Consider the following 25,205-nt stretch of genomic DNA (forward strand, 5'->3'; position numbering starts at 1 on the left):
ACATCTTAGCCTAAACACCTGAATACGCCATAAATCCGCCGTCAACTGGGATACTGATGCCTGTTACAAACCCGCTTGATGAGTCATCCGCAAGCCATAACAAGGTGCCTAATAAATCCTCCGGTTTGCCAAGCCTTTTTTGCGGTGTATGGGCAAGGATTTTGTTTGTTCTTTCTGTATAACTGCCGTCATCATTTTTTAAAAGTGCTTCATTTTGTTTTGTCAAAAAAAATCCCGGAGCAATAGCATTCACTCTGACACCACTTTCGGCCATGTGAACGGCGAGCCATTTCGTAAAGTTCTCTATGCCTGCTTTTGCTGCACTGTATGCAGGCACTTTTGTCATTGGACTTGGTGCGCTCATCGAGGAAATATTGATGATAGTGCCTTTATTGCCAACCATTCTTTTCGAAAAAACCTGCGTTGGAATCAATGTCCCGATAATGTTAAGATCGAAAACATATGAAAAACCTTCCAAGGTCAAATCGAAAAAGCTAGTCAATGTTTTATCCTGAAGGTCCTCAAGCTGTAATGTCTCTTTAGAGGTAATTCCGTTGGCATGATTCCCTCCTGCCCCATTAATGAGTACATCGCAAGCTCCAAATGCCGAAAACACCTTTTTCTCTGCCTGTATTACATCCTCTTTTTGGACAACATCACATTGTACCGCAATCGCCTCTCCACCGTTTTTTATGATGTGATCTGCAACAGCTGCCGCTTTTTCATACGTACGATTAAGTATCGCTACCTTCATTCCCTGTCTCGCCAACTCTTTGGCCATACAGCTGCAAAGAACGCCTCCGCCTCCAGTCACAACTGCTACTTTACCAGTTAATCCCTCATATATTGGAAGCATTTAATGCACTCCTTTTTATATTCTGTTTTCTTTGTTCAAGACTGTCCCAAATGCCCAGAATATACATTATTCCTAAAGCCCTGTCATATAAGCCATAACCTGGACGAGCCTGCTCCCCCCATATCATGCGACCGTGATCTGGACGGAAATAACCGGAGAATCCTCCGTCATGAAGAACCTCTACAATTTCACAAATATCAAGAGAACCATCTGCACTTCGATGGGAGGACTCCTCAAAGTCACCATTTTCGAATATCTTCACATTTCGGATGTGTACAAATGGAACACGATCCATCTGCAAAAAATGAGCCATAATTTCGGGAATATTATTAGCTGGATTAGCCCCTAATGACCCTGAACAGATGGTGAGTCCATTTGCTGGATTATCGACAAGTTTGACAATCCGCTCTAAATTCTCTTTATTGACAACAATTCTAGGCAGCCCAAACACTGGCCATGGCGGATCATCTGGATGAATGGCCATTTTAATCCCGCAGGCATCTGCAACAGGAATAATTTTCTCCAGAAAATATTTCAAATGTGCAAACAGGTCTTCTTCCGTTATAGCACTATAGGAGCGAAACAGTTCCTCAAGCTTGGCAAGACGCTCTGGTTCCCAGCCTGGAAGTGAAAATCCCTTTGAACCATCAGCTATTTTCTTGACAAGGAAGAAGGGGTCCATATCAGCAAGTTTATTTTTTTCATAAGCAAGTACATTGGATCCATCAGCCAGCTCCTTAGCAAGATCTGTTCGTGTCCAATCAAAAACTGGCATAAAATTATAGCAAATCACTTTTACACCAATTGCTGCTAAGTTGCGGATTGTCTCTTGAAAATTGCTTATATACTTGTCGCGCGAGGGAAGGCCAAGTTTAATGTCCTCATGAATATTCACACTTTCAATTACTTCAAGCTGAAGTCCTTTGCCGTTGATTTCTTGTTTTAATGCCAGCAGCTTTTCCAATGGCCAAACTTCCCCGACAGGAATGTCAAATAAAGCTCCAGCTATCCCCTCCACTCCGGGAATTTGCCTAATATGGTCTAAAGAAACACTGTCATCCTCTGCCCCAAACCACCTAAATGTCACTTTCACACTTTTTTCCTCCAAGCTTTTAAAGTTTCTATATGCTGCTGATAATCAGCACTGCCAATAAATTCACTTATATGAAATAATCGGGATACTTAACTTTAAGGTCATTTTGTTCAATTACAACAAGGCGAAGATGTTGCTCCATTATTTCCATTGCCTCTTTTTTCTTACTCTCGGTTATAAACTGAAAGACTTTCTTATGCTGATAAATAATAATTTCCCAATTAGAATTACTTGTGAGCCTTAAAAGCCTTAATCTATTAAAATGGCTATTTAGTAACTCCAGCATTCTCCATGTTCTTTCCTTTCTGCAGCCCTTAAAGATTAACTGGTGAAATTCCTCATCCAATTCAAACAGTTCATGATGGTTGTTGTGTTTGGCGCAAAGCTCTTGTAAGGCAATATTTTTTTCCAGCTTGTTTTTGTACTCATCAGGAAATAGCTCACACGCAAGTGCAACAATCTCTTTTTCTATTTTTTCTCTTATAAATCGCCCTTCCTCTACATACTCCAAGTTTATTTTTGAAACAATTGTGCCAATCTGAGGTATGACATCAAGAAGGTCTTCTTGGGCAAGCATCATAAAAGCCTCTCTCACAGGTGTTCTACTTACACTGAGTTCATCTGCTATCTCCTTTTCAGAGATTTTTGTGCCTGGCTTTAATTCCAGATTGAGTATTTTTGTTTTTAATATCTGGTAAGAAAAGTCTCTTGTTGAACCAGTGCCTTTTTTAACCGGCATAGGTTTCCTCCTATCTTCCTAGCTGTGGTGCCAACTATAGGAATCCAGATTTCTGCTTAATGTCATATCTCGCGTCTTAAAATGATGACGTCCTTTGCATCAATCGTTATTTTGTCACCGCTTTTGTATATTTTTTTATCTAAAAGTGAGTAGCTGGCATCATCTATAATGATTTCTTTTTCTTCGTCCCCATGGTTCATAGCAAAGGAAAAGATATAGTTATCCTTCTTGCGCTCTGTTATTTCAACACCAGAATCAGCCTGAATCATACAGCTGATTCCTCTGGACTCTAGTATTGATGCAAATAGCTTCTCAAGAAACTGCCGATTTGGTTGGCTGCCAATGTACCAGCCTTCTCCCTTTCCAAATTTATTTTTTGTTACAGCCGGCATGCCTGCATAAAAATCCTGTCCATATTCGGCAATAGTTTCCGCACCCTCTGTCTGAATAACATCATAAATTAAGCTGCAGTCATAATTACCTTTCCAGTCGCCATAGCTGACAACAAGGGAGTTCCTTTCGTTTGGCATCGATGTATCTGTCTCATCAATGCGGATTCCAAGCAAGTTCTTCAGTAATCCCGGATTATCATCCAAAATAGCATTATCATTTTCATCAACAATCCCGCTTAAATAGGTTGTGATGAAGCATCCGCCATTGGCAGTGAATTGCTCTGCTTTTTTATGAAAGTCATCTTTAATCATGTGCAGTAACGGTGCTACAACAACATCATATTTCTCAAGATCACCATCTATGCTGATCATATCAATAGCAATATTCTGCGAAAAAAAGGCCTGATAATAATGAATCATTGTTTGCTGGTAGTTCATGTAACGCGTAGGACCGTCTGATATTTCCACTGACCACCAGCTGTCCCAATCGAATACGAATGCTACTTTTGCCGCTGTTTCTGCTGAAATAAACTGATTTCCAACAGCAGACAATTCTTCCCCCAACTTCTTCACTTCTTTAAAAGCCCTTGTATCGTTGCGACTGGCATGGTTAATAACCGCACCGTGATATTTCTCAGAGGCTCCCTTTGATTGTCTCATTTGGAAAAATAGAACAGAATCAGAACCATGGGCAATAGCCTGATAACTCCATAAGCGCATTACTCCAGGCCTTTTCACAGGATTAATATCCCTGCATGCTGTCGTTGTCGGTGTTTGTTCCATCAGCCAAAAAGGCTTGCCTTTTTTCAAGCCCCTCATCAAGTCATGTGTCAAAGCCATCCTTGCCTCTGAGTGCATGTCAGGCGGATAATTATCCCATGAAATGAAATCAAGATGGTCTGCCCACTTAAAATAATCTAGAGGTCTAAACATCCCCATAAAATTTGTTGTTACAGGAACGGAAGGTGTTACTGCCTTTAATTCTGCTTTCTCACCTAAAAAGTTGTTTAAGAGACTGTCAGAATTAAAGCGCATATAATCTAATGTTATGCCTTGAAAAGCTGTTACATTTTCTCTGCCGTAATGTTCACTTAAAGCATTAGGAGCAACAATTTCATCCCAATCATAAAAATAATGAGACCAAAAAATCGTATTCCAAGCTTCATTCAATTTTTCAAGACTTCCGTATTTTTGTTTCAGCCAAACACGAAATGCTTTTTCACAATTTTCACAGTAGCAGGTACCACCATATTCATTGTTAATATGCCAGGCGCTAATATCCATATGGCCGTATCTTTCCGCCATTTTCTTTGCCATTAAACGTGAATATTTTTGATAGATAGGACTATTCGGGCAAGAATTATGCCGCTGTCCAAACTTATGCTTTCTTCCCTCAAAATCGACTCGAGTCACTTCGGGATATTTTTTGGCCAGCCACGGTGGATGCGCTGCTGTTCCCGTTCCAAGACAAATATTTTTGCCCTTTTTCTGAAGCAGTTCCATCACCTTGTCAAAAACAGTAAAATCAAACGTATTTTCATCCTTCTGGATGATGGACCAAGAAAAAACACCGACAGTCAATGTATCAATATTAGCTTCTTCAAACAGCTTCATATCTTCTGACCATACATCCTGAGACCATTGTTCCGGATTATAATCGCCTCCGTAAAGAACTTTTTGCATGACTAATACCTACCTTTCTTTAAAGTCTATTTATCTCGTTTAATGAACGTAGCTTCCACGTCTGTCAGCAATCGGCGGGCGTTCTTGATAAGAAGTAAGCCAATAATACTTGCAACAAACAATAGGATAAAATCAGATGTCAGCATTGTGACGAAAACAATTAACAGCAGAATAAAAATATTTCCAAGCGATGCTTTTACATGTGTAAAACTATAAAAAATGGACAGTTTGAAAATATCTTTTTTTCTGAACTCAAACTTTGCATTAAGAATAAGCATGTTTATGCTTATTAAAACAGCAAGTAAAAACAGGATATAAAGAACAATGGAAATTAGTTGCTCTATTAGTAAAGCTGTCTGATTTAGATATTGCAGGTCTATTAATAAAACACTAAAAACGGCGAGTATCATGCACCATAGAAGTAACGTATTCTTAATATTTGTTTTATAACCATAGAAGTAATCCGAAACAGTAATAGCCTCTTTTGTTCTCAACAACTTTTCCAATACATACAGCAATCCTGATATGGCGGGTCCTGTTGGAATCAGTGCAATCATATAGATAAGAATGTTTGAAAATGAAGGCTCTAATGCCATAAAGAAAAAAATAAAAACAGCATTGACTGAAACAAATAAAAAATTGGCTAAAAGCAGTGAGTAGACATAGTTCGTAAAGGTAAACAGTATACCCTCGCCAAATTCCTTCTTCCCTTCCAACTCTCTGCCCCCCTTTTTAAAAGCTGCCTCTTCCAATAATATTGGTGAGGCAGCAATCGTTATCAGTTGTTCTTTTTATAATCTTGATACGTTTTATTAGAAAGTTCCAAATACTGGTCCAACCCTTGTGTTTTCAATTCTTTTACAAATTGGTCAAATTCACTCAAACTGCGTGACCCTATTATAAATTTAAGTGTATTTTGATCAGTGAAATCCTTTAAAGGTGTGCTCAATAGTGTCGCTTTTTCCCGGTCCTCAGTCGTATAAGGAATTGGCGGTTCTGCCGGTATCACCTTTTTTGTATTAGCCATGTTTTCTTGGAATTTTATCTCCTCCTCACTCATCATAGAATGAAGAAGTTCTGTCGTCCCTCCATATGCAAACACGCCGCCTGAGAAACCGTAATCAACACGCAAGTCCTTTGTGCAAGTCGGATTTAAACCGTTATAATTAACATCTTCCGTAAGCTTGCGTGTCCCATCACTTTTCGTATATGTCGTGCCTTCCACTCCCCACTTTGCAAATTCCTGCCCTTCATCGCTGTAGTACAGCCAATCTATAAACTGTAGGATCGCTTTAAAGTAATCGCTTTCTTTTATTTTCGAAGAAATCATCACACCATTCTCAAGCCTGGAGCCTCCCATCAATTGGCCAGCCGGTCCGCCGGGAACAGTGATTTTTTGGATTTTATATTTTCCTTTCCCAATTGTTTTATCCATATCTACCCTATGCAAATTAATTGTCTGTGAATTGCCGTTGATGATAAATGACTTTCCTGTCACAAATTTTTGAATGGCCTGGTCATCCGTTTGTGTAAAGCTTTCTTTATCCAGCAGCTCTTCTTCTACTAATTTATGAAAATAGGTAAGCATATCTTTATATTCATTTGTCGTTGCAGCATAAACAAACTCATCCTTACTTTGATCATAGCTTAATCCATTGCCAAATCCCCATCCTGCTTTTGTGCCAAAGCCTGCAGCAGCAACATTTAATGTACTGTTGAAAGTGAATTGATCAGAAAACGGGATAACATCTGGATATATCTCCTTCAGCTTTTTCATCGTTTCATATAATTCATCCCATGTCGTAGGAATCTCGAGATTATTTTCCTCCAATATGTCTGTTCTCATAAGAAGGGTATAATCTGGCCAAACCTCTTCATGCAAGCCTGGTAATAAGTAGTATTTCCCATCATTCTGCCGCAAGCCTTCCAATTCATCTTCAAGTTTCCATTTTTGCACTTTTTCTTTAAAATTAGGCATCATATCAATATAATCGCTTACAGGCAATATTGCTCCTGATGAAACAAAAGCTGATTCTTCTCCAGGGTAGGTTTTCGGAATGATTAACGGCGAATCACCAGAACTCATTAATAAGCTTCTTTTTTGCGGATAATCACTCATCGGAACAGTTGTAGGCTTTAATGTAACATTTGTCATTTCCTTTAGTTTTCCCCAAAACAACCAATCCTTTTTATAAGGGTAGTTTGGATGGTCAGAATAAAGAATCGATAAATCAAACTCTTCTGTTGCTTTAAATAATTCTCCAGCCTGATAGGATTCCATCGCCCCTTTAGAAGATACTTTTCCATCTGAACTGGCAGGGTTATCTTTCGAGCAGCCGGCAATAACAATGACACACACCAATAATAAAGCAAACAACAGCCTTAATCTTTTTAAGCTTTTTTTCATTTTTTTTCCTCCCCATCTATTTATTAAAAAGTGCATTGAATTCTTTATACAACAAGCTCACTGCACTAAAGACCGCTTTAGCATTACTTGACAGAGCCCAGCATGACGCCAGAAACAAAATATTTTTGTACAAAAGGATAGACAGTAAGAATCGGTAAAATGGTGAGCACCATTGTAACTGATTTAATATTTGCAGAAATCTGCGTCAAATTATCTGCTGATGTTGCCCCTGTTGCCATACTACTCGTTGCTCCTGCAATCATATTCCGCAAATAAATGGTCACTGGGAACAGCTCTTTTTTATCTAAATAGAGGAAAGCGGAAAACCAGGAATTCCAATACGAAACTGCATAAAACAAAATCATTGTTGCGATAACAGCTTTGCTTAGAGGCAATATAATTTTCAGGAGAATTCCGTAAGTGTTTAACCCGTCGATGGATGCAGCTTCCTCGAGTTCCTCTGGCATGTTTTCAAAAAAGGATTTCATAATCAGCATATTATAAATGCTGATTGCTCCAGGTATTACAATCGCCCACATTGTATTATTGAAACCTAAACTATTAATCAAGACATAATTTGGAATCAAGCCCCCATTAAAAAACATGGTGAAGACGGCAAAAACAGTGAGAAACTTTCTGCCTACAAGCCTTTTTTTCGAAAGGGCATAAGCAAAAATGGTTGTTAAAAACATGGAAATGGATGTGCCTACAACGGTATAAACTACCGTGTTTTTATAGTTGATCCAGAAAATTTTATCGGAAACAACTTTTTTATATGTTTCCATATTAAAGCCCTTAGGTAGCAAGCTGACTTTACCTGCATTAATGTAAGCTTCACTGCTGAATGACTGTGCAATAACATTAATAAATGGATATAGGGTACAAAAGACAATTATTATTATCAACAGGACAAACACATTAAATACCTTGAATATCTTGTATTGCTTGGATTCTTTCATGCTTTTTCCCTCCTACCATAAGCTTCGTTCTGTTAATTTTCGTGAAATCGAATTGGCAGTCAAGACAAGCACCAACCCAATTATTGATTCAAATAACCCAATTGCTGTCGCATAACTGAAATTATTCGATTCAAGACCGACACGATATAAGTAGGTAGAAATCACATCTGATGTCTCATATGTCAAAGGGTTATAAAGAAGGAGAATTTTTTCAAAGCCTATCGCTAGAAAGCTGCCAGTATTTAAAATCAATAAAGTAACAATGGTGGGTAATATTCCAGGTATTGTGATATGGAGCGTTTGCTTCCACCTGTTTGCTCCATCGATTTTCGCTGCTTCATAAAGTGACTGGTCAATAGTGGTCAGTGCAGCTAAATATAAAATCGCTCCCCATCCCATTCCTTGCCATATCTCTGAACTAATATATATCGTGCGAAACCATTCTGCACTTTGGATAAAATTCACCTTTTCACCTGTAAAAAACTCAACAATAGAATTAATAGAACCATTAAGTGCTGTCAATTGCAGGATCATTCCCGCGATAATGACAATTGATAAGAAGTGAGGCAAGTAGGATGCAGTCTGTACAAATCTTTTAAATTTAGTTGATTTGATTTCATTTAGAAGCAATGCAAACAGAATTGGCATTGGGAAGCAAAACAGCAAGGTTAAACCACCCAAAATGAATGTGTTTTTAAAAACATTCCAAAAAACTGGATCATTAATAAACATCTTGAAGTAGTAAAGCCCAACCCATTCTTCCCCGTAAACTTTTCCACCTGGCATATACCTTCTAAAGGCAATCACATTTCCAAGCATTGGGCCGTACTTAAAAATCAATAGATAAATAATGGGCAAAATCAACAGGGAATATAACTGCCAATCCTTGCGAATCGCAATAAGGGATATCTTTATCTTGCTTTTTTTCGTCTTAACTGATGCCTTTTTTGTTCGTTTCACTATTTCTGTCTCCATTAAAATCCCCCTCATCTTTTAGGATGGAATAAAGCTGTGCACTCAAAAAATGAATACACTCATAAACTAAAGTGTTCACAAACTAACTAAACGGAATACTAGTATGGTAGTTTGCCGTCAGCAAGATCTGTTTAATAAATGTTATTTTAGTGAGAAATGCTTTATTTAAGTAGATTGGTGATTAATGTTCATAGGATGTTTTAGAGCCGTCAGGATGCGAGCAAATGCTGCGGAGTTTTAATTATGTGTTTGATAAACGTTGCTATTACAGAAATGTATGCGGTTTCATTAATAATGTAGTTTTAGTATAGCACCGTTACTTAGTTAGTGCAATGCACAAACTAAGTATTTTCTGAAATTTTCCATTGTTCTAATTTACCTTTAAAAAAACTGGCTGCTTCATTAAACAGCCAGTCTTTTCTTTCCTCTTTTCTCAATCTGTATAAAGCTGTAATTCGCTCCCGCCATCCAAATCCAGGCAAGTGAAATACCTCCGAAAAATGGAATAACGCCAGGCATATATAACAAAAGACTAACTGTCACTGTTGTAAGAATTAGCATGAATAATGTAATATGCAGATGATACGCTCCAAGGATTAGAGCATATTTAAGATAGTCGCCAAGCTTCAAGTCATAGTGGACATAAACTGGGAAAAAGTATGCTAGCAATGTTAGAAAAACAGCTGACAGCAAAAGTAACAGTCCTGTCATCATCCCTTTTATTACACCATTTGTAAACTGGAGAAACCAATAGTCCAAGCAAAGAATCATGCCAAGTAATATTAGGATAATTCCTAATATATTTACTTTAATGAATTCTTGTTTATACACATCATGGAATGTCCTCCAGACAGGAATGTCCTTTTCTCTTCTCAGCCATTTCCTTATCACCGCAAACATAGCTGTAGTCGCAGGCATGAACCCGAATACAAACAAACCTGCAGCTGTATATGCCATCCATAAGATATTAAGGTAAGCACCTCTAGTGATCCACTCACAAACAGTGAACAGCTTTCCCATCGATTTCGCCCACATATTCCCACCTCTTATTATTCTTACTTGCTTTCTGCAAGCCAAAGAATGCTTGTCACACCGCGCGGATAATACTTACTGCCCGCAATCTCCCCTGCAATAATCTGGTCGCTCCAGCTCCATACGGAAAGAACGGGATGTGTCAGCCACTTAACATGAGCGGCATCTGCTTTCGCTCCCTTTTCATCCCATTGCCAGCCAAGGATTTCTCTAGCGATAAATTGACTTAAATAAATTTTACTGAGCCATGAGTTGCTGCTTGTTGAAGATATTTTCCAGCCGCCGTCTTCAAACAGACAAACTCCTTCTGTCATTACTGTTTTTAGGTGTTTTTTCAATGCCTGAATATAGGGGCCGAACCGTCCTGTCTCTTCAAGCGCTTCCTGGCAGTTTGTGAAGTATGGGAAAATAAGCCCTTCAATTGCTGGAATTATTTTAGAATCATTGCCTTCTCCAATTACTGCTGGGATATAGCCTTCTGTTGTCACATTCTCCACAATCGTATTTGCGCATTTTTCTGCTTGTAGGCCTGCTTGCTTTGCCAAGTCTTCTTTTCCCTGTTCCTTGAATATTTTTTCAAGGGCGACATAAGATGCCCAAATTTTCCCTGCGAGATAAATATTATTTCGCGCTTGCCCCAACGAGACATCTAAGCTGTCATATGTGGTTATTTCAGCCCCGCCCATTACTCGGGAGGAATCCAGTCCCATCAAGCCGTTTCTCTTTTCTGGAATTGGGTGGTCTCTGTTTACCATGCTTTCAAAGCAGCGCTCCACCATTTCCATATTCTCTTTTAGCCAAGCTTCATCGGCTGTATGTGACACGTAAACAGCAGCACATAAAATCCAGTTTACAAGTTGTTCATGTGTCATATGGGAAAAACAACCGTCAAGCCCATACAGTTCGTATGAAGAGTAATGCGGACGGGAGATTGTATTGGCAACACCCATATCATGTGTAAAGCTGATGCCGCCAGGGTATTCCGTATCACTGCCAGGGAACCGGACTTTATCTTCGTAGCTGAAGCGCTTCACAAACATATCTAACTCATTTTTTACTGTCCAAGGATTCATTTTCAGCTCAAAAAATATTTGATCAACAGTTAAATCAAAGGTGTTCATCATTCTGTATTCCCCTTCATTGACAACCCAGAACGGCTCACCGTCACAAATAAGGAGCTGTGTGGAACCATAATAGCTGCGAATCGAGTGAATCAGCATGAACTGCTGGTCTGCAGATAACTGGTTAGCAGCTAATAGGCGGTCATCCGCAGCTTCTGCTCTTTTTGCAATCTCATCAAAATGTTCCAACGCGTAGGCTGCGACAGACTCGATATTTTTAAAGTACTTCGTATAGTAATAAGATGTATCCATGCCGGCAGTAACAATTCCACCGCGATAGAAACAGACAGCAAACCGGTATGTCCTCGATTCTCCTGCAGGAACATCTGCGACTAGTGCACCGAGCGGACCTAATCCAAATGTCCAGTTTTCTTCTTGCGGTGTCGTCAAGATATTTTCCATGCTGAAATGCATAGCGGAGTTAATATCTGCATTACTTGCGGCGATTGCAGTCAGCCTGCCTTGGCCGATTCCAGCGATTCCGTCCATCGTATCATCGAGCCGCCTCATAGAGCTGTACGGGTCACTGCCCTCATACCCAAAAAACGCCCGCCTAGCTTTTGTTCCTTTTGTATTATCAACCGTCAATTCTGCGAGGACTGCCGGAAGAAGAATCCTCTTCATTTCCTCCTCATTGCCCTTCCCCGGTTCTGGTACAGATTCTACTTGTGTATAAACTTTGAAGGTTAAGTCCCCTGCTTTCCATGTATCTGTTCCAAGCTTAAATTCTCTTGTTACCTTCTCCTTTGAAAACGGGAAAATAATATTTGGCTTGTCTGGATCAGGGTCCATATTTTCAATATCATAGCGTTTGCTTTCGTCATCTTCCTGATAATCAAAAAACGGAAATGCCTCGTAAATCCCCTCTTTATCTAAGCTTTCCGCACCAATATAAACATTCTTTTTTGGTGAACGGCCCAGTTCCAAATCAAGCCCTCCGCCTGCTGCTGGAAATCCGAGTGTAAAGCTTGCGAATGCCCCAATTGGGGAGTGATGTGCATTAAAAAACATATTTTCCGGCATAAATCACAGCTCCTTTTCTTTTTTATCCTTTGACAGAACCTGCTGCCAATCCTTCAACAATACGATTGCTCAATGCGATGAACGCAATTAATATCGGAATAATGCTGATCATTAACGTTGCCCCAATCGCTCCCCAATCTGTCAAATATTGACCGACGAAATTATTGACACCAACCGTTAATGTCTTCCACTTATCTGAACTGATAAAAGTATTTACGAATACAAATTCATTCCAGTTATAAATCATGTTGATGATAATGATTGTTGCCATGACGGGGGTGGTCATTGGCAAGGTGATTTGAAAAAAGATTCTGTGTATGGAGCAGCCATCCATTACGGCTGCCTCTTCGATTTCTCTAGGAAGTGTTTGATAGAAGCCTAATAGAATCATAATTGTTAATGGCAGATTAAAAGCCGTATATGAAATAATGATGGAGATAGGATTATCAATTAGATGCAAGTTGTTAAAGAAGCTGAATAATGGAATAAGTGTGGAATGCAATGGAATCATAATGCCTACCATAAACAGTCCGAGAACAAGCTTGCTTAGTTTCCAGTACATCCTTGTGATCGCAAAGGTGACAAAGCTTGCTAAGATTACAGTTAACATTACTGCTACAACCGTTATCCAAACACTGTTAAAGAAATACAGGCTGATATTTCCTTGTGTCCAGACCTTTACGTAATTACCCCATTGCGGGTCCTTCGGCAGAGCAAATGGAGATAAACCAAATACTTCTTGGTTTGTTTTCAAGGAAAAAAAGAACAGCCAAACTAGCGGATAGATTTGAAATACAGCAATAATACCTAGAATCAGATAAAGAAACCCAAAGCCTACTTTCGAGCTTATCGAGCCTTTTGTTTTAGGCGAAGTGTGAGGAATGGTCTTCGTTCTCTTTTGTGCTGTAATTTCACTCATATCTTCACTCCTCCCTTCTTAATACTGGACATCGTCTTTTGATGCCGTTAATTTTTGGATAAGCCATGTCATAACAAGGCATAAGATAAGTAAGGCAAAGCCAATCGCACTGCCATAGCCAAAGTTATATGTCTTAAAGGCCTCTTTGTACATATAGGATGCGATTACTTCACTGGAGCCGTTTGGTCCGCCTCCTGTCATGACATAAATAAGGTCAAAATATTTTAGGGAGCCGACAATGGCGAGGACAATCGTTACTTTAATAACACCTGAAATGAGCGGCAGCTTTATTCTGTAGGCTATCTGCAATGGTGTTGCACCATCAATTCTTGCCGCTTCAATCACTTCCTCCGGCACGTTTTTTAATGCGGCATAGTAGATAATGATATAAAAGCCTGCATATTGCCAAATAATCGGAACAAAGATAGCGATAAGTACAAGATTAGGATCTGCCAGCCATATTGGTGTATATTCTACACCGAGCAGCTCTAGCAATTTATTAAGCATCCCATTTGTCGGATCAAATATTTTCAGCCACAGCTGGGCAATCGCAACAGACGATAACAGCATTGGAATTAGATAAATTTTCCGAAGCAGATTTGCTCCTTTAATCCTGCTGGCAAGGATAATAGAAATGACTAAGTAGAATATTAGGCTTATTGCTGAAAATAAAGCCAATAAGACAGAATGATACGTACTGGTCCAGAACATCTTATCCTTTATGAGCTGTAAATAATTATCCAGCCCGATAAATTTCATTGCCCCGATGCCATCCCAATCCATCAGCCCGTAATAACCTGTCAGGACAATCGGAATATATATCAGCACAAGTATTAGGAGCAAGGCAGGCAGCACGTATAAGCAAATCGCGATTTTATTGGACATGACTGTTTTCATTACCTATTCCTCCTTCCTTTGACTTTAGTTTAGGGGCAAAAAGAAATTGCCCCCGCTTGCTTACTCTTCTTCCGCTAAAGCTTCTTCCTGTTTCTTCACAAATTCTTTTGGAGTTGCCTGACCGCCAAACAAGGATTGAATCATATCCAAGTGGACTTGTGCAACACTTGAACTCATTTGTACGTCTGCATATAAAGTCAAGTTGGAAGCAGTGCCTAAATCATTGAGTATATCAATATACATTTGGTCAAGGTCTGTATTGGAAGTGTCAACAACAGTAGCAGGAATCACTCCAGCATCTGTGACTGAATGCTTGCCCCACTCCTTGACAAGATAGGAAACAAAATCTTTTGCTTCTTCCTTCACCTTTGAGTTCTCTGACACAAACAACCCGACTCCAGGTCCGCCTACATAGCTGTTGATATCTCCTTTACCGCCATCATATGTCGGAAACTTGAAGTAGCCCACCTTCTCCTTAAACTCATCCGTTACATCAGGGCTTGTTGTGTAGTTCGGCAATTCCCAAGTCGCCATCAAATACATGGCTGCCTGTTCATTCATGAAATAGCCTTTTGCCTCATCATTTGATAAACCATTAAAGCCTTTCACAAATGCTCCCATATCAACTAGCTTCTTCACTTCCTCAGCCGCACTAAGCAAGCTTGGATCTTCAAAGCTTCCAGACCGGTTAATGGCATTAGCCAATGCCTCTGGCCCGCCAATACGGTCAGCAAGATACATATACCACATCGATCCAGTCCATCTGTCCTTGTTTCCAAGCGTAATAGGTGTAACCCCTTTATCTACTAAAGTCTTTACTACTTCTAAAAACTGATCGTATGTTTCTGGGATTTCAAGATTGTATTTCTCGAAGATTTCTTTGTTATAGTAGACTGGTGTAATATTAAGCTCTAGTGGCAAACCATATGTTTTTCCATCTACTGCATATGCTTCTGTCGTCCCTGCAACAAACGAATCTTTAAAATCGCTTTTCATCTAATGGTGCAAGCATATTTCCTTCCACGAAAGGCTTTAAGTAGCCAGCAGCCCATGTTACCCCAACGTCTGGAAGTTCGTTTGACGCGGATAAAACTTTGATTTTATCCTTGTATTGTTCATTTCCAAGAATTTCTGTTTGGATTTTTATATCTGAATGATCCTTTTCATATTGCTTGATGATGCTATTGACGATTGTGTACTGTGCCTTTGAAGATCCTTCTGGCCATAGATGCATAAATTTAATGACGGTTTTTCCATCGCTTGAAGCGCTTTCATTTGTAGACGAAGAACAACCTGCTAATGCTAAGACAACTATCATGAAAATGGACATTATTACGAAAATAGATTTGCGTCTAAACACTGTATTGCCCCCTTTTTTATTAGTTTCTTTACACTAGTTAGTCTACCACCTTTACTTATTGCCCTGAAAGGTCACTGTCATTAGGAATAATACTACTTTTTTTAGAAAGCTCTTACACTATTTGTCCGTCTGTACATGCTTGGTGTGACACCTTCTAACTCACGAAAAATCTTAATGAAATACTTAGAAGTTTTATAGCCGCATTCCTCCGCAATATCTGTGATTGGTTGATTAGTAGCAATCAGTATTTCTTTAGCATGTTCAATTCTGCGTCTTGTTATATATTCACTGAAAGTTACCTTCATCTGTTCCTTGAAAAGGACACTTAAATAGCTTGGATTTAAATGGACATGCTCAGCAACTAACTTTAAGCTCAGCTCTGTCTTTAAATTTTTGTCAATATAGCGGACAGCTTCTCTGACTGGTTCCTTTGCTGTGTTTTCTTTCATGTTGATTTTGAGGAGTTTTTCGTCCATAACTTTTTCCATTATCTCTGCTCTTGTTTGCTTTGTTTCTCTTTGGATGGCATCTTCCACTGCATCAATCAATTTCTTTTTGCTGACAGGCTTGAGCAAATAATTAATGACACCTAAACGGAGTGCTTCCTGTGCGTATTCAAATTCAGAATAGGCAGAGATGACAATAGCTACAGGTGTTAAGTTCTGTACTTTTATTTCCTGCAAAAGTTTAATGCCGGTAATTTGGGGCATACGAATATCTGTTATTAATATATGAATCTTGTGTTTTTTGACAAGCTCAATCGCTTCAATCCCATTTGATGCAGCAAGTATTTGCCATTCTTCAGTTGCCCAAGCATCAAGCGTCCTCTTTATTCCCTGCCTTGCCATTGGTTCATCATCAACAATTAGGATAGTTTTTGTATACATTCCTGGTCTCCCCCTACAATCGGAATTTCAAAGGAAACAACTGTCCCTTTGTTTCGCTTACTCTTTATTTCCATTCCTTTCTGTCCATCCTCCTGATAATAGAGCTTAAGCCTTTTATGGACATTAGAAATCGCCATTCCTTTGCCGTTAATGGAGGTAATCCCTCCAATGTCCATCCCTGTCTTGATTTTCTCTAGATTCTCTTCGGTGATTCCCATACCGTCATCTTCTACAGTAACCAACAAACCTTGTCTGTTGCTTGCTAATGTAACAGTTATGATAATGGTGCAAACTCCTATTTTGTTTCCTGCACCATGAATAACAGAGTTTTCTACTAATGGCTGTATCAAGAATTTAGGCACTTTAACCAGTTCATATACTGTATCCATCTCTATGCGCCATTTTAAATCGTCTCCGAAGCGCATTTTCATGATTTCCATATAATCGTTGATATGATTTAGTTCATCCTTCAAGTAAACCCATTCGTCATCTGGACTGTTCGTAATTGTATAACGAAAGAGATTGGACATTGCAACGACAGTCTCTGCAAGCTCATCCTCCATTTTGTCCTCCAGCGACCAATGAAGGGCATTCAACGTATTAAAGAGAAAATGTGGGTTAATCTGTGCTTGAATAGCTTTCAATTCACTGCGGCTTCTGATAATTTCCTTTTGATATACCATTTTTATCAAATGGTTTGTCTCATTCACAAGCTGGTTATAGGTACTATTCAATTCATTTATTTCGTTAACAGAGGGCAACTTTGGGTTTAACGCAAGAGATTCACTACTAGCATGTCTCATCGTTTCTGTCAGCCTGTTTATTGGTCTTGTAATAATGGTAGACAGAAATAACGAGCAAATAAAAAAAACGAGCAGACCAATCAACCCTGAGATTAAGATACTTGAACGGAGAACAGAAATTCCGCTTGTTAAGGCAGTTACAGGTGTTAAGATAAGGACTGTCCAGCCAGTGATTTCCGATACCTCTCTTGTTGCCATATAATCCCGACTATTTATTTGTACAGTTGATTTTTCATTATGTATGATGGACGGAAGCGGCTTATCATAATCGGTTATAATAGGCTCAAGAGACTTATCAAGCAGTAAGGAATACTGGTTTGTTTTATTAGTTAAATCCTTGTTGACGAACTGAAAATACTCTTTATAAATGCTGATGAGGATGTATCCGCCATTTGCATAATTCCTGTCCATTAAATTAACTCTTCTGATTGCAAGAAAATAATTAGGGTCATTCGGATCCTCACCGATCCAAACTAGTCTTCCCTTTTCTCTCTTTGCCATCTCCACCCAGATATCCCTTAATTTAAGGGGAGCATTTGCGTCATCAAGAGGCAGGATACGATGCTCTTCATTCGTGAAAAGCTGGAACGAAAAAATGCCATCAGAGTTTGCTGTAATGGTGTTAACTGTTCCCATCAATTGCTGCAGCTCTAAAAATGGCACTTCCTTTTTGTCATATTCCTTCGTCAGCAGCTTTTGCACTTTGTCGTTTGTAACAACAAGCTTTGAAGCCATGTTAATCTGCTCATACAGTGATTCAAGTCTTCCATTAGCCTCCACAGCCACTTGTTTGATTTGTTTTTCTGCGTTGTTTTTTAACAGAGACGATACTTGGTTGAATATTAAGATACTTACAATTAATAACACAATAAACATGACAGATAGAAAAACAATTAATATTTGATTTCGCATCGTATTCCAGTTTTTTAACAACCTAAGCATATACTTCCCCCTTATTTGCGAAGTTTCTTCCACTTATAAGCCGTAATTGATTATTTCCTCTCTCCTTTACAAGTTTACTAACCTACTTAGTTTATCCAATATACAAACTAGGCAAATCTATTTATTATTAAGTTTAGCTTTCTGCTTCTTCAATCTTTTGTAAGCCCTTTCTTAATCCGAATTATACTATCTTTTCAAGCAGGAGGATATAGAGAGTATCATAATTCAGCCAGAAAATTAGCTGGACAAAAAAAGAAAAGAGACGCGAAACTAACGCGCCTCCTTTTCTTAAGATAACAATTCCTCTGCAATCAATCTGTATGAATTGATCTTATCAACTGGATTATATGTGATTGTGACAATCATGATTTCATCTGCACCGTACGCTTCTTTTAAGCTTAAAAGTTGCTCTTTAACCTCTTTCGGGTTCCCAATAACAGCTTTATTTTTCATGGAAGCAAGTGTTTGACTTTCTTCATCGGTTAGCTTGTATGCTTTTGCTTCTTCAATTGAAGGGACTCCTTCTCCTGCTCCTTTTGCTCTTTGCAGTGACCATATGAAGGAGCTTAAGGCGATTTCTTCCGCTTTTTCTGTAGTTTCTGCACAAAAGGCTGCTACGGCGACAATCGTTCCTGCTTTTTGTCCCTCTTTTCGTTCCTTGAAGGCAGCTTTATATTGCCGGACAATTTCCGGGCCGTCTTTATCGCTCATAAAATGGCCGAATGTGTAGGAAAGCCCGAGCTGGCCTGCTAAGATTGCGCTTTTTTTGCTTGTGCCAAGCAGCCATGGTACAGGCGGGATTTTCGGAACTGGTGCTGCTGATAATGTTGCATGCTCATTATTTGTACTATATTCATCATCCAAATATAAGAGCAGCTCCTTTATGCTGTCAGGCATTGCCCAAACCTGCTGGAGGAAGTTTGGGGATAATGCATTGCTTGCTTCTGCAGAACCTCCTGGTGCCCGTCCAATTCCTAAATCAACGCGATTGGGCATTAAGGTTGCCAGCATGTTATACACTTCTGCTACTTTATACGGACGATAATAAGGCAGCAGCACCGCACCAGCGCCGATGCGGATGGTTCTTGTGTTAGCGCCGATATAGCTCAGCATCACTTCTGGTGCCGAACAAGCAAGGCCTGGCAAATCATGGTGTTCAGCAAGCCAATATCGAACATATCCAAATTCCTCTCCGGCTTGCGCCAATTTAACAGAGGCAGCTAAAGCATCCTGTGCCTCTTGATTAGTGGAAATCGGCGATTGATCTAATATTCCTAATCTCATGGCGATGCCTTCTTTCTAAGTTAGTTCCTTGTCTCGAGTAGAGTTAACGTAAATTCACCTGTATTTCCTTTTTCATATAGATTGGTTATAGAGGTGGAATATTGCTGGATAGCAGCGTGAAATGCTAAATCTTTTTCTGCGACTGTAACATGGAATGCTCCTTTATAAAGAAGGGTAGTAATTTCATGATAATCGTCGCTTGCTACATCAAATATAATTTTGATTGAATGCAGATCATTTTGGATCTCTTCTGTATAGCTTTTTACTTGGATTATAGTATCATCCAGCTTGATTTGTTTTGCCATTTCTACCATTCCCTTCGTTTTTTCACAGAAGCAGGCTTCGCAACTCCTCTTCCGTAATGGAAGAGAGCACCGCTTCGTCTGTATTGATTATTTCATCGACTAAATGCCGTTTCTTTTCCTGCAGCTCATGTATTTTCTCTTCAATGGTTCCTTTTGCTAACAGCTTGATTACTTGGACGACGTTTTCCTGACCAATCCGGTGGGCGCGGTCAGCAGCCTGCTCCTCAACAGCAGGATTCCACCAAGTATCATAAAGGATGACTGTATCTGCTGTCATTAAATTGAGGCCTGTTCCACCTGCCTTCAGGCTGATTAAAAAGTAATCTCTTTCGCCAGCGTTATAGCGGCGGCACAAGTCAACTCGCTCTTCAGAGGGAGTGTTTCCGTCCAGATAAAAGAACGGCAGACCTTCTATTGCGAGTTCTCTTCCAATCAATTCGAGCATTTTAGTAAACTGAGAAAAAATCAGTACTCTCCTGCCTGCCTGCTTTGACTCCTCTATGATTTGCATAAGCTGCTCCAGCTTGGACGATTTACCGTTATAGCCGTCGACAAATAAGGCAGGATGGCAGCAGATTTGTCTCAATCTCGTCAAGCCTGCTAAAATTCGTATGCGATTTTTTCGAAGTGTTGCTTTATCTAGATGTTTAAGTGTATCATGGCGAAGTTTTGCTAAATATGCACCATAAAGCTTCTTCTGTTCTGGCAGCAAATCAACAGCTTCCTCCCATTCTTCCTTACCAGGGAGTTCCATTAAGACATCCTCTTTAAGACGGCGCAGCAAAAATGGCTTAATTCTCTGCGAGATTTGTTTTTTCGACAAATTCGCATACTCTTTCAATGTTCTGAACAGCTGCGGAAAAACAATATAATATAATGACCAAAGCTCTTCAAGTGAGTTTTCCACCGGAGTTCCTGTCAAGGCAAAGCGCTGGTCTGCACGAATTCGCTTCACTGTCTTTGCCGTCTGTGTCCCTGCATTCTTAAAGGCTTGTGCTTCATCAAAAAATGCCGTATGAAAGGCGATTGTTTCATACAAATGAATATCCTTGCGCAGCAGCGGATAAGAAGTGATCACAACATCAATGCCAGCAAGCTCTTTCAGCAGCTGCTTCCTGTCAGCAGCAGCGCCGTCAATCACAAGTGCTTGAATATCAGGAGCAAACTTCCCTATTTCCTGAAGCCAATTATATGTTAAGGATGATGGACAAACTACCAATACAGGCTGTGTTCTTTCTCTGATATTGGAAAGCTCTGAGGCGATAAATGTGATGCTTTGCAATGTTTTCCCAAGCCCCATATCATCTGCCAATATTCCTCCAAACCCATATTTAGCAAGGGTTTTCATCCATTTAAATCCTGTTTTCTGATATTCTTTCAAGACTTGCTGCAGCTTGGCAGGCACTTCAATGTCTGTTTTTTCTGGCTGACGGATTGTTTGCATAAGCTCTTTCATCGATTTGTCCAGCTCGATAATGCCCTGCTCTCCATCTGAAAATAACGACAAACCTTCTGTAACGGGAAGTTCAAAAATATCAACTTCCTCCTTCAGCTCTAGCTCTGGAAACTTTAAAAAATGCTGGATTTGTTCGAATTCTCTAGTCTGTAAAGACAAGAGTGATCCGCTTCTCAACCGGTAGTATTTTCGTTTTTCTTCAAGTGCAGACAGCAGCTCTTTAATTTCTCTTTCTGGTACGCCATCCATTTCAAACTTAAATTCCAGCCAATTAATGCGGTCTTTTTTTATTTTCACTCTGAATTTCGGGAAGCTGTTGCCTTTAAAGATTCGGTTGCGCACTGCTGTTGTTGCATATATTTGCACCATTTTCTTCAACTCTGGGAGAGTATTATATAAGAATTCATACTCTAGCTCTTCATTATAAAGAATATAGCCGCTGTCAGTTTGTGCAAACGAGCTGTTTTTCATGATTTTAAGGATCTCATTTTCCTTTTCTTCTTCCCTGACAAAAAAGCCTTTTGCAGGTATATCCCTGTTTTCAACAGGATTAAGCATTACAGGCCCATAGTGAAACTCCAGGCTTGCTAACAGCCGGTTGTTGACACGGTCCAAATACAGCTTTGCTTCAAGCGGCGTCCGCACAAATTGGCTGCTTATATTCACCTTGCCGAGTTTTCTTAAATTAGGCGCTACCTTTTCAAGAAAAAATTCCGCCTGGTTCGGGCGGATTGGAATTTGATTTGTGCCAGTCTGCTCCAGCATGCCTTTTAATTCGGACAGCCTTTGCATATCCTGGCTGTCTAATTCATATATTATTCCGTTTGCTACTACCGAATCATATAAGGGCAGTAATTCTATATGGTTCATTCCTGCTATAGCAAGCTTATGGGAACCTGAGTTTTCATGCTCGAATGAGAATGTTAACGGCAGCTGGTTGTTGGAAAGGCGGAAATCAGAAAATAACTCGCCTCTATGCTGTAATTGTACATATGGTGCCTTCGAAAGCAGGCGACGAACAGTAGGCCAGGAAGAAGGCGATAAGTACAACAGCTGTCTTTCTTCTCCTGCAATTCCGGCACCGCTTGCTGTCTGATTGACTTTTTCATCCTCACCGATTGCAAACAGCCCGCTTAACACATCATCGGCTTCCTTCAAAAAGCATTGTGTAGCTGGATTATAGGAAATTTCTCCATCTGTATAAGGGGTTCCTACTTTCCATGCCTGTAAAAACGCATAAATATCCGGCAAGGCTGTGCCATTTATGGTCATTTCAACTGCAAAGGTTTTTCTTTTCCCGTGAGACTCCGTTACATGACAAATAAACTCAGCCTTCTGAATATCTCGATTCTCAAAATGGCGCTGATGAGCGCTCTTTCTTGCAGGCGCACCATCAAAAATGGACAAAAGCTCCATTGCGAGCATTTCACCACCCTGCACCACTTGCGGAGCAGTTTTTTTCAGCTGCTGCTCATAAACAGCAAGCAAAACAGCGGCCACATGCTGACAGTCCTTTTGAAAGGACGCCAGTTTGGGGCAAGAGCATTCTGCCTCCAATTTCCCTGCAGCATCTGCTTTTATACTCACCATAAAATCATCTGCTCCATGTACAATCGCTTTGCATGTATGTGAATGAAAGAGTTGAAATGTGACTTTTTTATTTCTCACAAAAGAATCCCCTCGCTTGAAGGAGACATTGCCACACATTTCTTTTATGATGTTTTTCGTAAGCTTTACATTCATTTGGCTTTCTCCTTCTTCAAGTTTAGGGTAACTTATATATTATATTTTTTATTCTAACACTGTAGAGATATAGGCAACAAACATTGTGCACCACCAAAAATAACCATCAGCTACATACTAGAACATGCCTTTTAAAATTGCCTTTTTTAGCAATGCAGCGGTCGACAATTGTAAATCCTGCTTGAAGAATTGCATCGTCTACTTCTTCAATTGATACGATAACAGCCTTTTTCGCAAATCGTCTTGCACTCTTAAGCATAGACAGCTTCTCTTCATATGGAAGAACAGAACAAAGATTATAAGGCATATCAATAATAGCGGCATCATACTTTCCTGTCACATCCTTGATATCCTGTAACAGAACCTCTCCGTTCAGTTGGAAATGAGCAATATTTTCTCGTGCCTTGCCTGTAACAAGTGGATTTATATCACTGCCAACTATATCGATACCCATTGACAATGCTTCGATGAGCACCGTTCCGATACCACAGCAAGGATCAATTGCCTTAGTTCCTGAAGGATGTGGTACGGCAATATTGACAACAGCTCTTGCCAATCTTGTGCTTAACGCTGTTGAATATTGATTCGGCTTGCCTTGATGTGCAAGCCAAACGGATGTGCTTTCCTGATAATCGCCAAATATCCAGCGGCCATTGCCAAACATAATGGCATATATTTTGTCAGGGTTATGCAGATTCACATTACCTTTAATACAAGCGCCTGCGACTCTTTCCATTCTTTTTCTCTCGGTAAAGGGAATATTTCCAGTTCCTTTAATAAACACAACTTTATAGGAGTCTTCCTCCAGTCCGATTTTCTGAACATCTGTCAGCAGCTCTTCAAAGCTTTCGTTTGCTGCTTTAATATCGATTCTTCCCTTGATAAACGGGCTCCTGCTTGGATCAATTTCGAGTGTGCTTTCCACGAAATTCGTAATATTTTCTGCTGAAAAAAGCGAGCGCATCTCCAGCTGGCAAACATCTGCCTCATCCTCGTGATAAGAAATCGTGTATATAAATTCTTGTGTTTTCAATTAATAACCCTCATTTTACGTTTTATGTTGCTATTATAATGGACTTAGAGATGTATTACTATTAAACAGCTGCTTTAAACTTCTTTCTGACTGCCAACAAAAAAACGCTTCCGTAAAGGAAGCGTCTTGTTTTCTATCATACTCAGACAGACAGCATTTTCGTCACACTTGACTGGATTGCTTCTGCGAGCTTCTCTGGGGCTGTTAAATAAAGAAGCCCATTCCCTTCCAGTTTTGGAGAGAATCCTAGTGGAACAGTCCGTTTGATGAGCTGTGCATACAGCTCCGGTTCTGTCAGAGGTCTGTCAAATTCATCCGTTGCAATTGCCTTAATTAGGGCAAGTCCGCCGCTTACATGAGGTGCTGCCATAGATGTACCGCTAAGTCTGGCATATTGGCCGCCTGGATATGTGGACAGAATATTTTCTCCAGGTGCAGCAAGGTCCACTTCTCTGTTAGAGTTGGAGAATTCGGAGGAGTTTCTTGTAAAATCGACAGAACCAACACTAATTACTTCATTATATGCTGCAGGGTATGCCAGCTCTTCAGTCGTCTCACGTCCATCTCCTTCATTACCAGCCGCACAAACGACCAAAATTTGGTTGTCAACCGCCCTTTTCACAGCATCATGAAGTGCTTGGACATCATCCGGTCCTCCTAAACTCATGGAAATAATATCAACATTTTGTTCAATTGCATAATGAATTCCGTTAGTAATCCAATCATATTGCCCTGAACCTTGTCCATTAAGAACCTTTACGATTAAAAGAGACACTTGTGGTGCAGCACCTGCCACTCCATCGTTGTTTTCCACTGCTCCAATTGTTCCGGCTACATGTGTGCCATGTCCATTATAATCACTATAAATATCTGGATTTGAATTATCATCGTCTGTAAAGTTATAGCCGCCGATAATACGTTCCTGCAAATCAGGATGTGTCGTATCACAGCCTGTATCAAGGATTGCAACCTTAATACCCTTTCCTTTTGATTTGTTCCATAATGCAGGTGCTTGAATTTGCTGAATTCCTGTCGGCACCTCATTCGCCATTTGTACCACTTGCTCCACTTTGTAAGGTATTACCTTCACTTCTGGTCTCATAATATGATCCCTCCTGTAGGATTAGTAGTTTACACCAAATAGTTTAACAATTTAGTATATTCATAAAAAGTGCCTTTCGACTCATATAAGAACACATGTTTCGCGAAAATATACGGATGCTGTTATCCTCCCCTACTAGAAATGAATCACCAAAAACCCAACAATTACTAGGAACAGCAAGGCTTTTGGAGGGG

At 39.8% G+C, this 25,205-nt stretch carries 19 protein-coding genes and 1 pseudogene; all 20 read right to left on the reverse strand.

What is annotated here, in order from left to right; translation table 11 throughout:
• Positions 1-10: 10 nt before the first annotated feature.
• The 20 genes and pseudogenes from M3600_RS01860 to M3600_RS01955 all read right to left on the reverse strand — a co-directional run bounded on the left by M3600_RS01860 (position 11) and on the right by M3600_RS01955 (position 25,011).
• Entirely contained in the window at positions 11-856 is an 846-nt protein-coding gene (locus M3600_RS01860; protein ID WP_251644647.1) for an SDR family oxidoreductase, read from the reverse strand.
• Positions 840-1,949: a mannonate dehydratase gene (gene uxuA / locus M3600_RS01865; RefSeq protein WP_233317836.1), complete on the reverse strand. Its 1,110-nt coding sequence runs from the start codon at positions 1,947-1,949 to the stop codon at positions 840-842. Before uxuA ends, M3600_RS01860 begins: the two co-directional genes overlap by 17 nt.
• Before the next feature lie 67 nt (positions 1,950-2,016).
• The gene (locus M3600_RS01870; protein WP_233317838.1) at positions 2,017-2,688 is read right to left on the reverse strand and encodes a GntR family transcriptional regulator; all 672 of its coding nucleotides are present in this window, start codon (positions 2,686-2,688) and stop codon (positions 2,017-2,019) included.
• A 62-nt stretch (positions 2,689-2,750) separates the two neighbouring features.
• On the reverse strand, positions 2,751-4,763 hold the full coding sequence (locus M3600_RS01875) for a beta-galactosidase (RefSeq protein WP_233317840.1): 2,013 nt from the start codon (positions 4,761-4,763) through the stop codon (positions 2,751-2,753).
• Positions 4,764-4,789: 26 nt separating this feature from the next.
• Complete coding sequence (locus M3600_RS01880; RefSeq protein WP_233317843.1) at positions 4,790-5,479, reverse strand: DUF624 domain-containing protein; 690 nt, start codon at positions 5,477-5,479, stop codon at positions 4,790-4,792.
• A 62-nt stretch (positions 5,480-5,541) separates the two neighbouring features.
• A complete protein-coding gene (locus M3600_RS01885; protein WP_251644648.1) occupies positions 5,542-7,170 on the reverse strand; it encodes an ABC transporter substrate-binding protein in 1,629 nt (542 codons plus the stop codon).
• 83 nt (positions 7,171-7,253) lie between these two features.
• Positions 7,254-8,129, reverse strand: coding sequence for a carbohydrate ABC transporter permease (locus M3600_RS01890; protein WP_251644649.1), 876 nt, complete (start codon positions 8,127-8,129; stop codon positions 7,254-7,256).
• Positions 8,130-8,141: 12 nt separating this feature from the next.
• Positions 8,142-9,104: an ABC transporter permease gene (locus M3600_RS01895; protein WP_233317849.1), complete on the reverse strand. Its 963-nt coding sequence runs from the start codon at positions 9,102-9,104 to the stop codon at positions 8,142-8,144.
• A gap of 402 nt (positions 9,105-9,506) precedes the next feature.
• The gene (locus M3600_RS01900; protein ID WP_251644650.1) at positions 9,507-10,139 is read right to left on the reverse strand and encodes a YesL family protein; all 633 of its coding nucleotides are present in this window, start codon (positions 10,137-10,139) and stop codon (positions 9,507-9,509) included.
• Between the two features lie 20 nt (positions 10,140-10,159).
• Entirely contained in the window at positions 10,160-12,280 is a 2,121-nt protein-coding gene (locus M3600_RS01905) for a glycoside hydrolase family 52 protein (RefSeq protein WP_233317854.1), read from the reverse strand.
• A 22-nt stretch (positions 12,281-12,302) separates the two neighbouring features.
• A complete protein-coding gene (locus M3600_RS01910; protein WP_233317857.1) occupies positions 12,303-13,199 on the reverse strand; it encodes a carbohydrate ABC transporter permease in 897 nt (298 codons plus the stop codon).
• An 18-nt stretch (positions 13,200-13,217) separates the two neighbouring features.
• Positions 13,218-14,096, reverse strand: coding sequence for a carbohydrate ABC transporter permease (locus M3600_RS01915; RefSeq protein WP_251644651.1), 879 nt, complete (start codon positions 14,094-14,096; stop codon positions 13,218-13,220).
• A 60-nt stretch (positions 14,097-14,156) separates the two neighbouring features.
• Positions 14,157-15,426: pseudogene (locus tag M3600_RS01920) on the reverse strand (extracellular solute-binding protein).
• A gap of 131 nt (positions 15,427-15,557) precedes the next feature.
• Positions 15,558-16,343, reverse strand: coding sequence for a response regulator transcription factor (locus M3600_RS01925; RefSeq protein WP_233317860.1), 786 nt, complete (start codon positions 16,341-16,343; stop codon positions 15,558-15,560).
• Positions 16,322-18,088, reverse strand: coding sequence for a sensor histidine kinase (locus M3600_RS01930; protein WP_251644652.1), 1,767 nt, complete (start codon positions 18,086-18,088; stop codon positions 16,322-16,324). The genes M3600_RS01925 and M3600_RS01930 overlap by 22 nt, the downstream gene beginning before the upstream one ends.
• A gap of 288 nt (positions 18,089-18,376) precedes the next feature.
• A complete protein-coding gene (locus M3600_RS01935) occupies positions 18,377-19,372 on the reverse strand; it encodes an LLM class flavin-dependent oxidoreductase (RefSeq protein ID WP_233317863.1) in 996 nt (331 codons plus the stop codon).
• Between the two features lie 20 nt (positions 19,373-19,392).
• Positions 19,393-19,677, reverse strand: coding sequence for a DUF3219 family protein (locus tag M3600_RS01940; protein ID WP_233317866.1), 285 nt, complete (start codon positions 19,675-19,677; stop codon positions 19,393-19,395).
• Positions 19,678-19,699: 22 nt separating this feature from the next.
• Positions 19,700-22,801, reverse strand: a complete 3,102-nt coding sequence (locus tag M3600_RS01945) for an SNF2 helicase associated domain-containing protein (RefSeq protein WP_311315871.1) — start codon at positions 22,799-22,801, stop codon at positions 19,700-19,702.
• A 181-nt stretch (positions 22,802-22,982) separates the two neighbouring features.
• Positions 22,983-23,909, reverse strand: coding sequence for a TRM11 family SAM-dependent methyltransferase (locus M3600_RS01950; protein WP_251644653.1), 927 nt, complete (start codon positions 23,907-23,909; stop codon positions 22,983-22,985).
• Positions 23,910-24,051: 142 nt separating this feature from the next.
• Positions 24,052-25,011, reverse strand: coding sequence for a S8 family peptidase (locus M3600_RS01955; RefSeq protein ID WP_233317871.1), 960 nt, complete (start codon positions 25,009-25,011; stop codon positions 24,052-24,054).
• Positions 25,012-25,205: the final 194 nt, after the last annotated feature.

The sequence above is a fragment of the Niallia sp. MER 6 genome, assembly GCF_023714395.1.
Taxonomy (GTDB): domain Bacteria; phylum Bacillota; class Bacilli; order Bacillales; family Cytobacillaceae; genus Niallia.

Coding starts and splice junctions, on each gene's coding strand:
- M3600_RS01860 (WP_251644647.1), bottom strand. CDS start 856: ATGCTTCCAATATATGAGGGATTAACTGGTAAAGTAGCAGTTGTGACT.
- M3600_RS01870 (WP_233317838.1), bottom strand. CDS start 2,688: ATGCCGGTTAAAAAAGGCACTGGTTCAACAAGAGACTTTTCTTACCAG.
- M3600_RS01875 (WP_233317840.1), bottom strand. CDS start 4,763: ATGCAAAAAGTTCTTTACGGAGGCGATTATAATCCGGAACAATGGTCT.
- M3600_RS01885 (WP_251644648.1), bottom strand. CDS start 7,170: ATGAAAAAAAGCTTAAAAAGATTAAGGCTGTTGTTTGCTTTATTATTG.
- M3600_RS01890 (WP_251644649.1), bottom strand. CDS start 8,129: ATGAAAGAATCCAAGCAATACAAGATATTCAAGGTATTTAATGTGTTT.
- M3600_RS01895 (WP_233317849.1), bottom strand. CDS start 9,104: ATGGAGACAGAAATAGTGAAACGAACAAAAAAGGCATCAGTTAAGACG.
- M3600_RS01900 (WP_251644650.1), bottom strand. CDS start 10,139: ATGTGGGCGAAATCGATGGGAAAGCTGTTCACTGTTTGTGAGTGGATC.
- M3600_RS01905 (WP_233317854.1), bottom strand. CDS start 12,280: ATGCCGGAAAATATGTTTTTTAATGCACATCACTCCCCAATTGGGGCA.
- M3600_RS01910 (WP_233317857.1), bottom strand. CDS start 13,199: ATGAGTGAAATTACAGCACAAAAGAGAACGAAGACCATTCCTCACACT.
- M3600_RS01915 (WP_251644651.1), bottom strand. CDS start 14,096: ATGAAAACAGTCATGTCCAATAAAATCGCGATTTGCTTATACGTGCTG.
- M3600_RS01925 (WP_233317860.1), bottom strand. CDS start 16,343: ATGTATACAAAAACTATCCTAATTGTTGATGATGAACCAATGGCAAGG.
- M3600_RS01930 (WP_251644652.1), bottom strand. CDS start 18,088: ATGCTTAGGTTGTTAAAAAACTGGAATACGATGCGAAATCAAATATTA.
- M3600_RS01935 (WP_233317863.1), bottom strand. CDS start 19,372: ATGAGATTAGGAATATTAGATCAATCGCCGATTTCCACTAATCAAGAG.
- M3600_RS01940 (WP_233317866.1), bottom strand. CDS start 19,677: ATGGCAAAACAAATCAAGCTGGATGATACTATAATCCAAGTAAAAAGC.
- M3600_RS01955 (WP_233317871.1), bottom strand. CDS start 25,011: ATGAGACCAGAAGTGAAGGTAATACCTTACAAAGTGGAGCAAGTGGTA.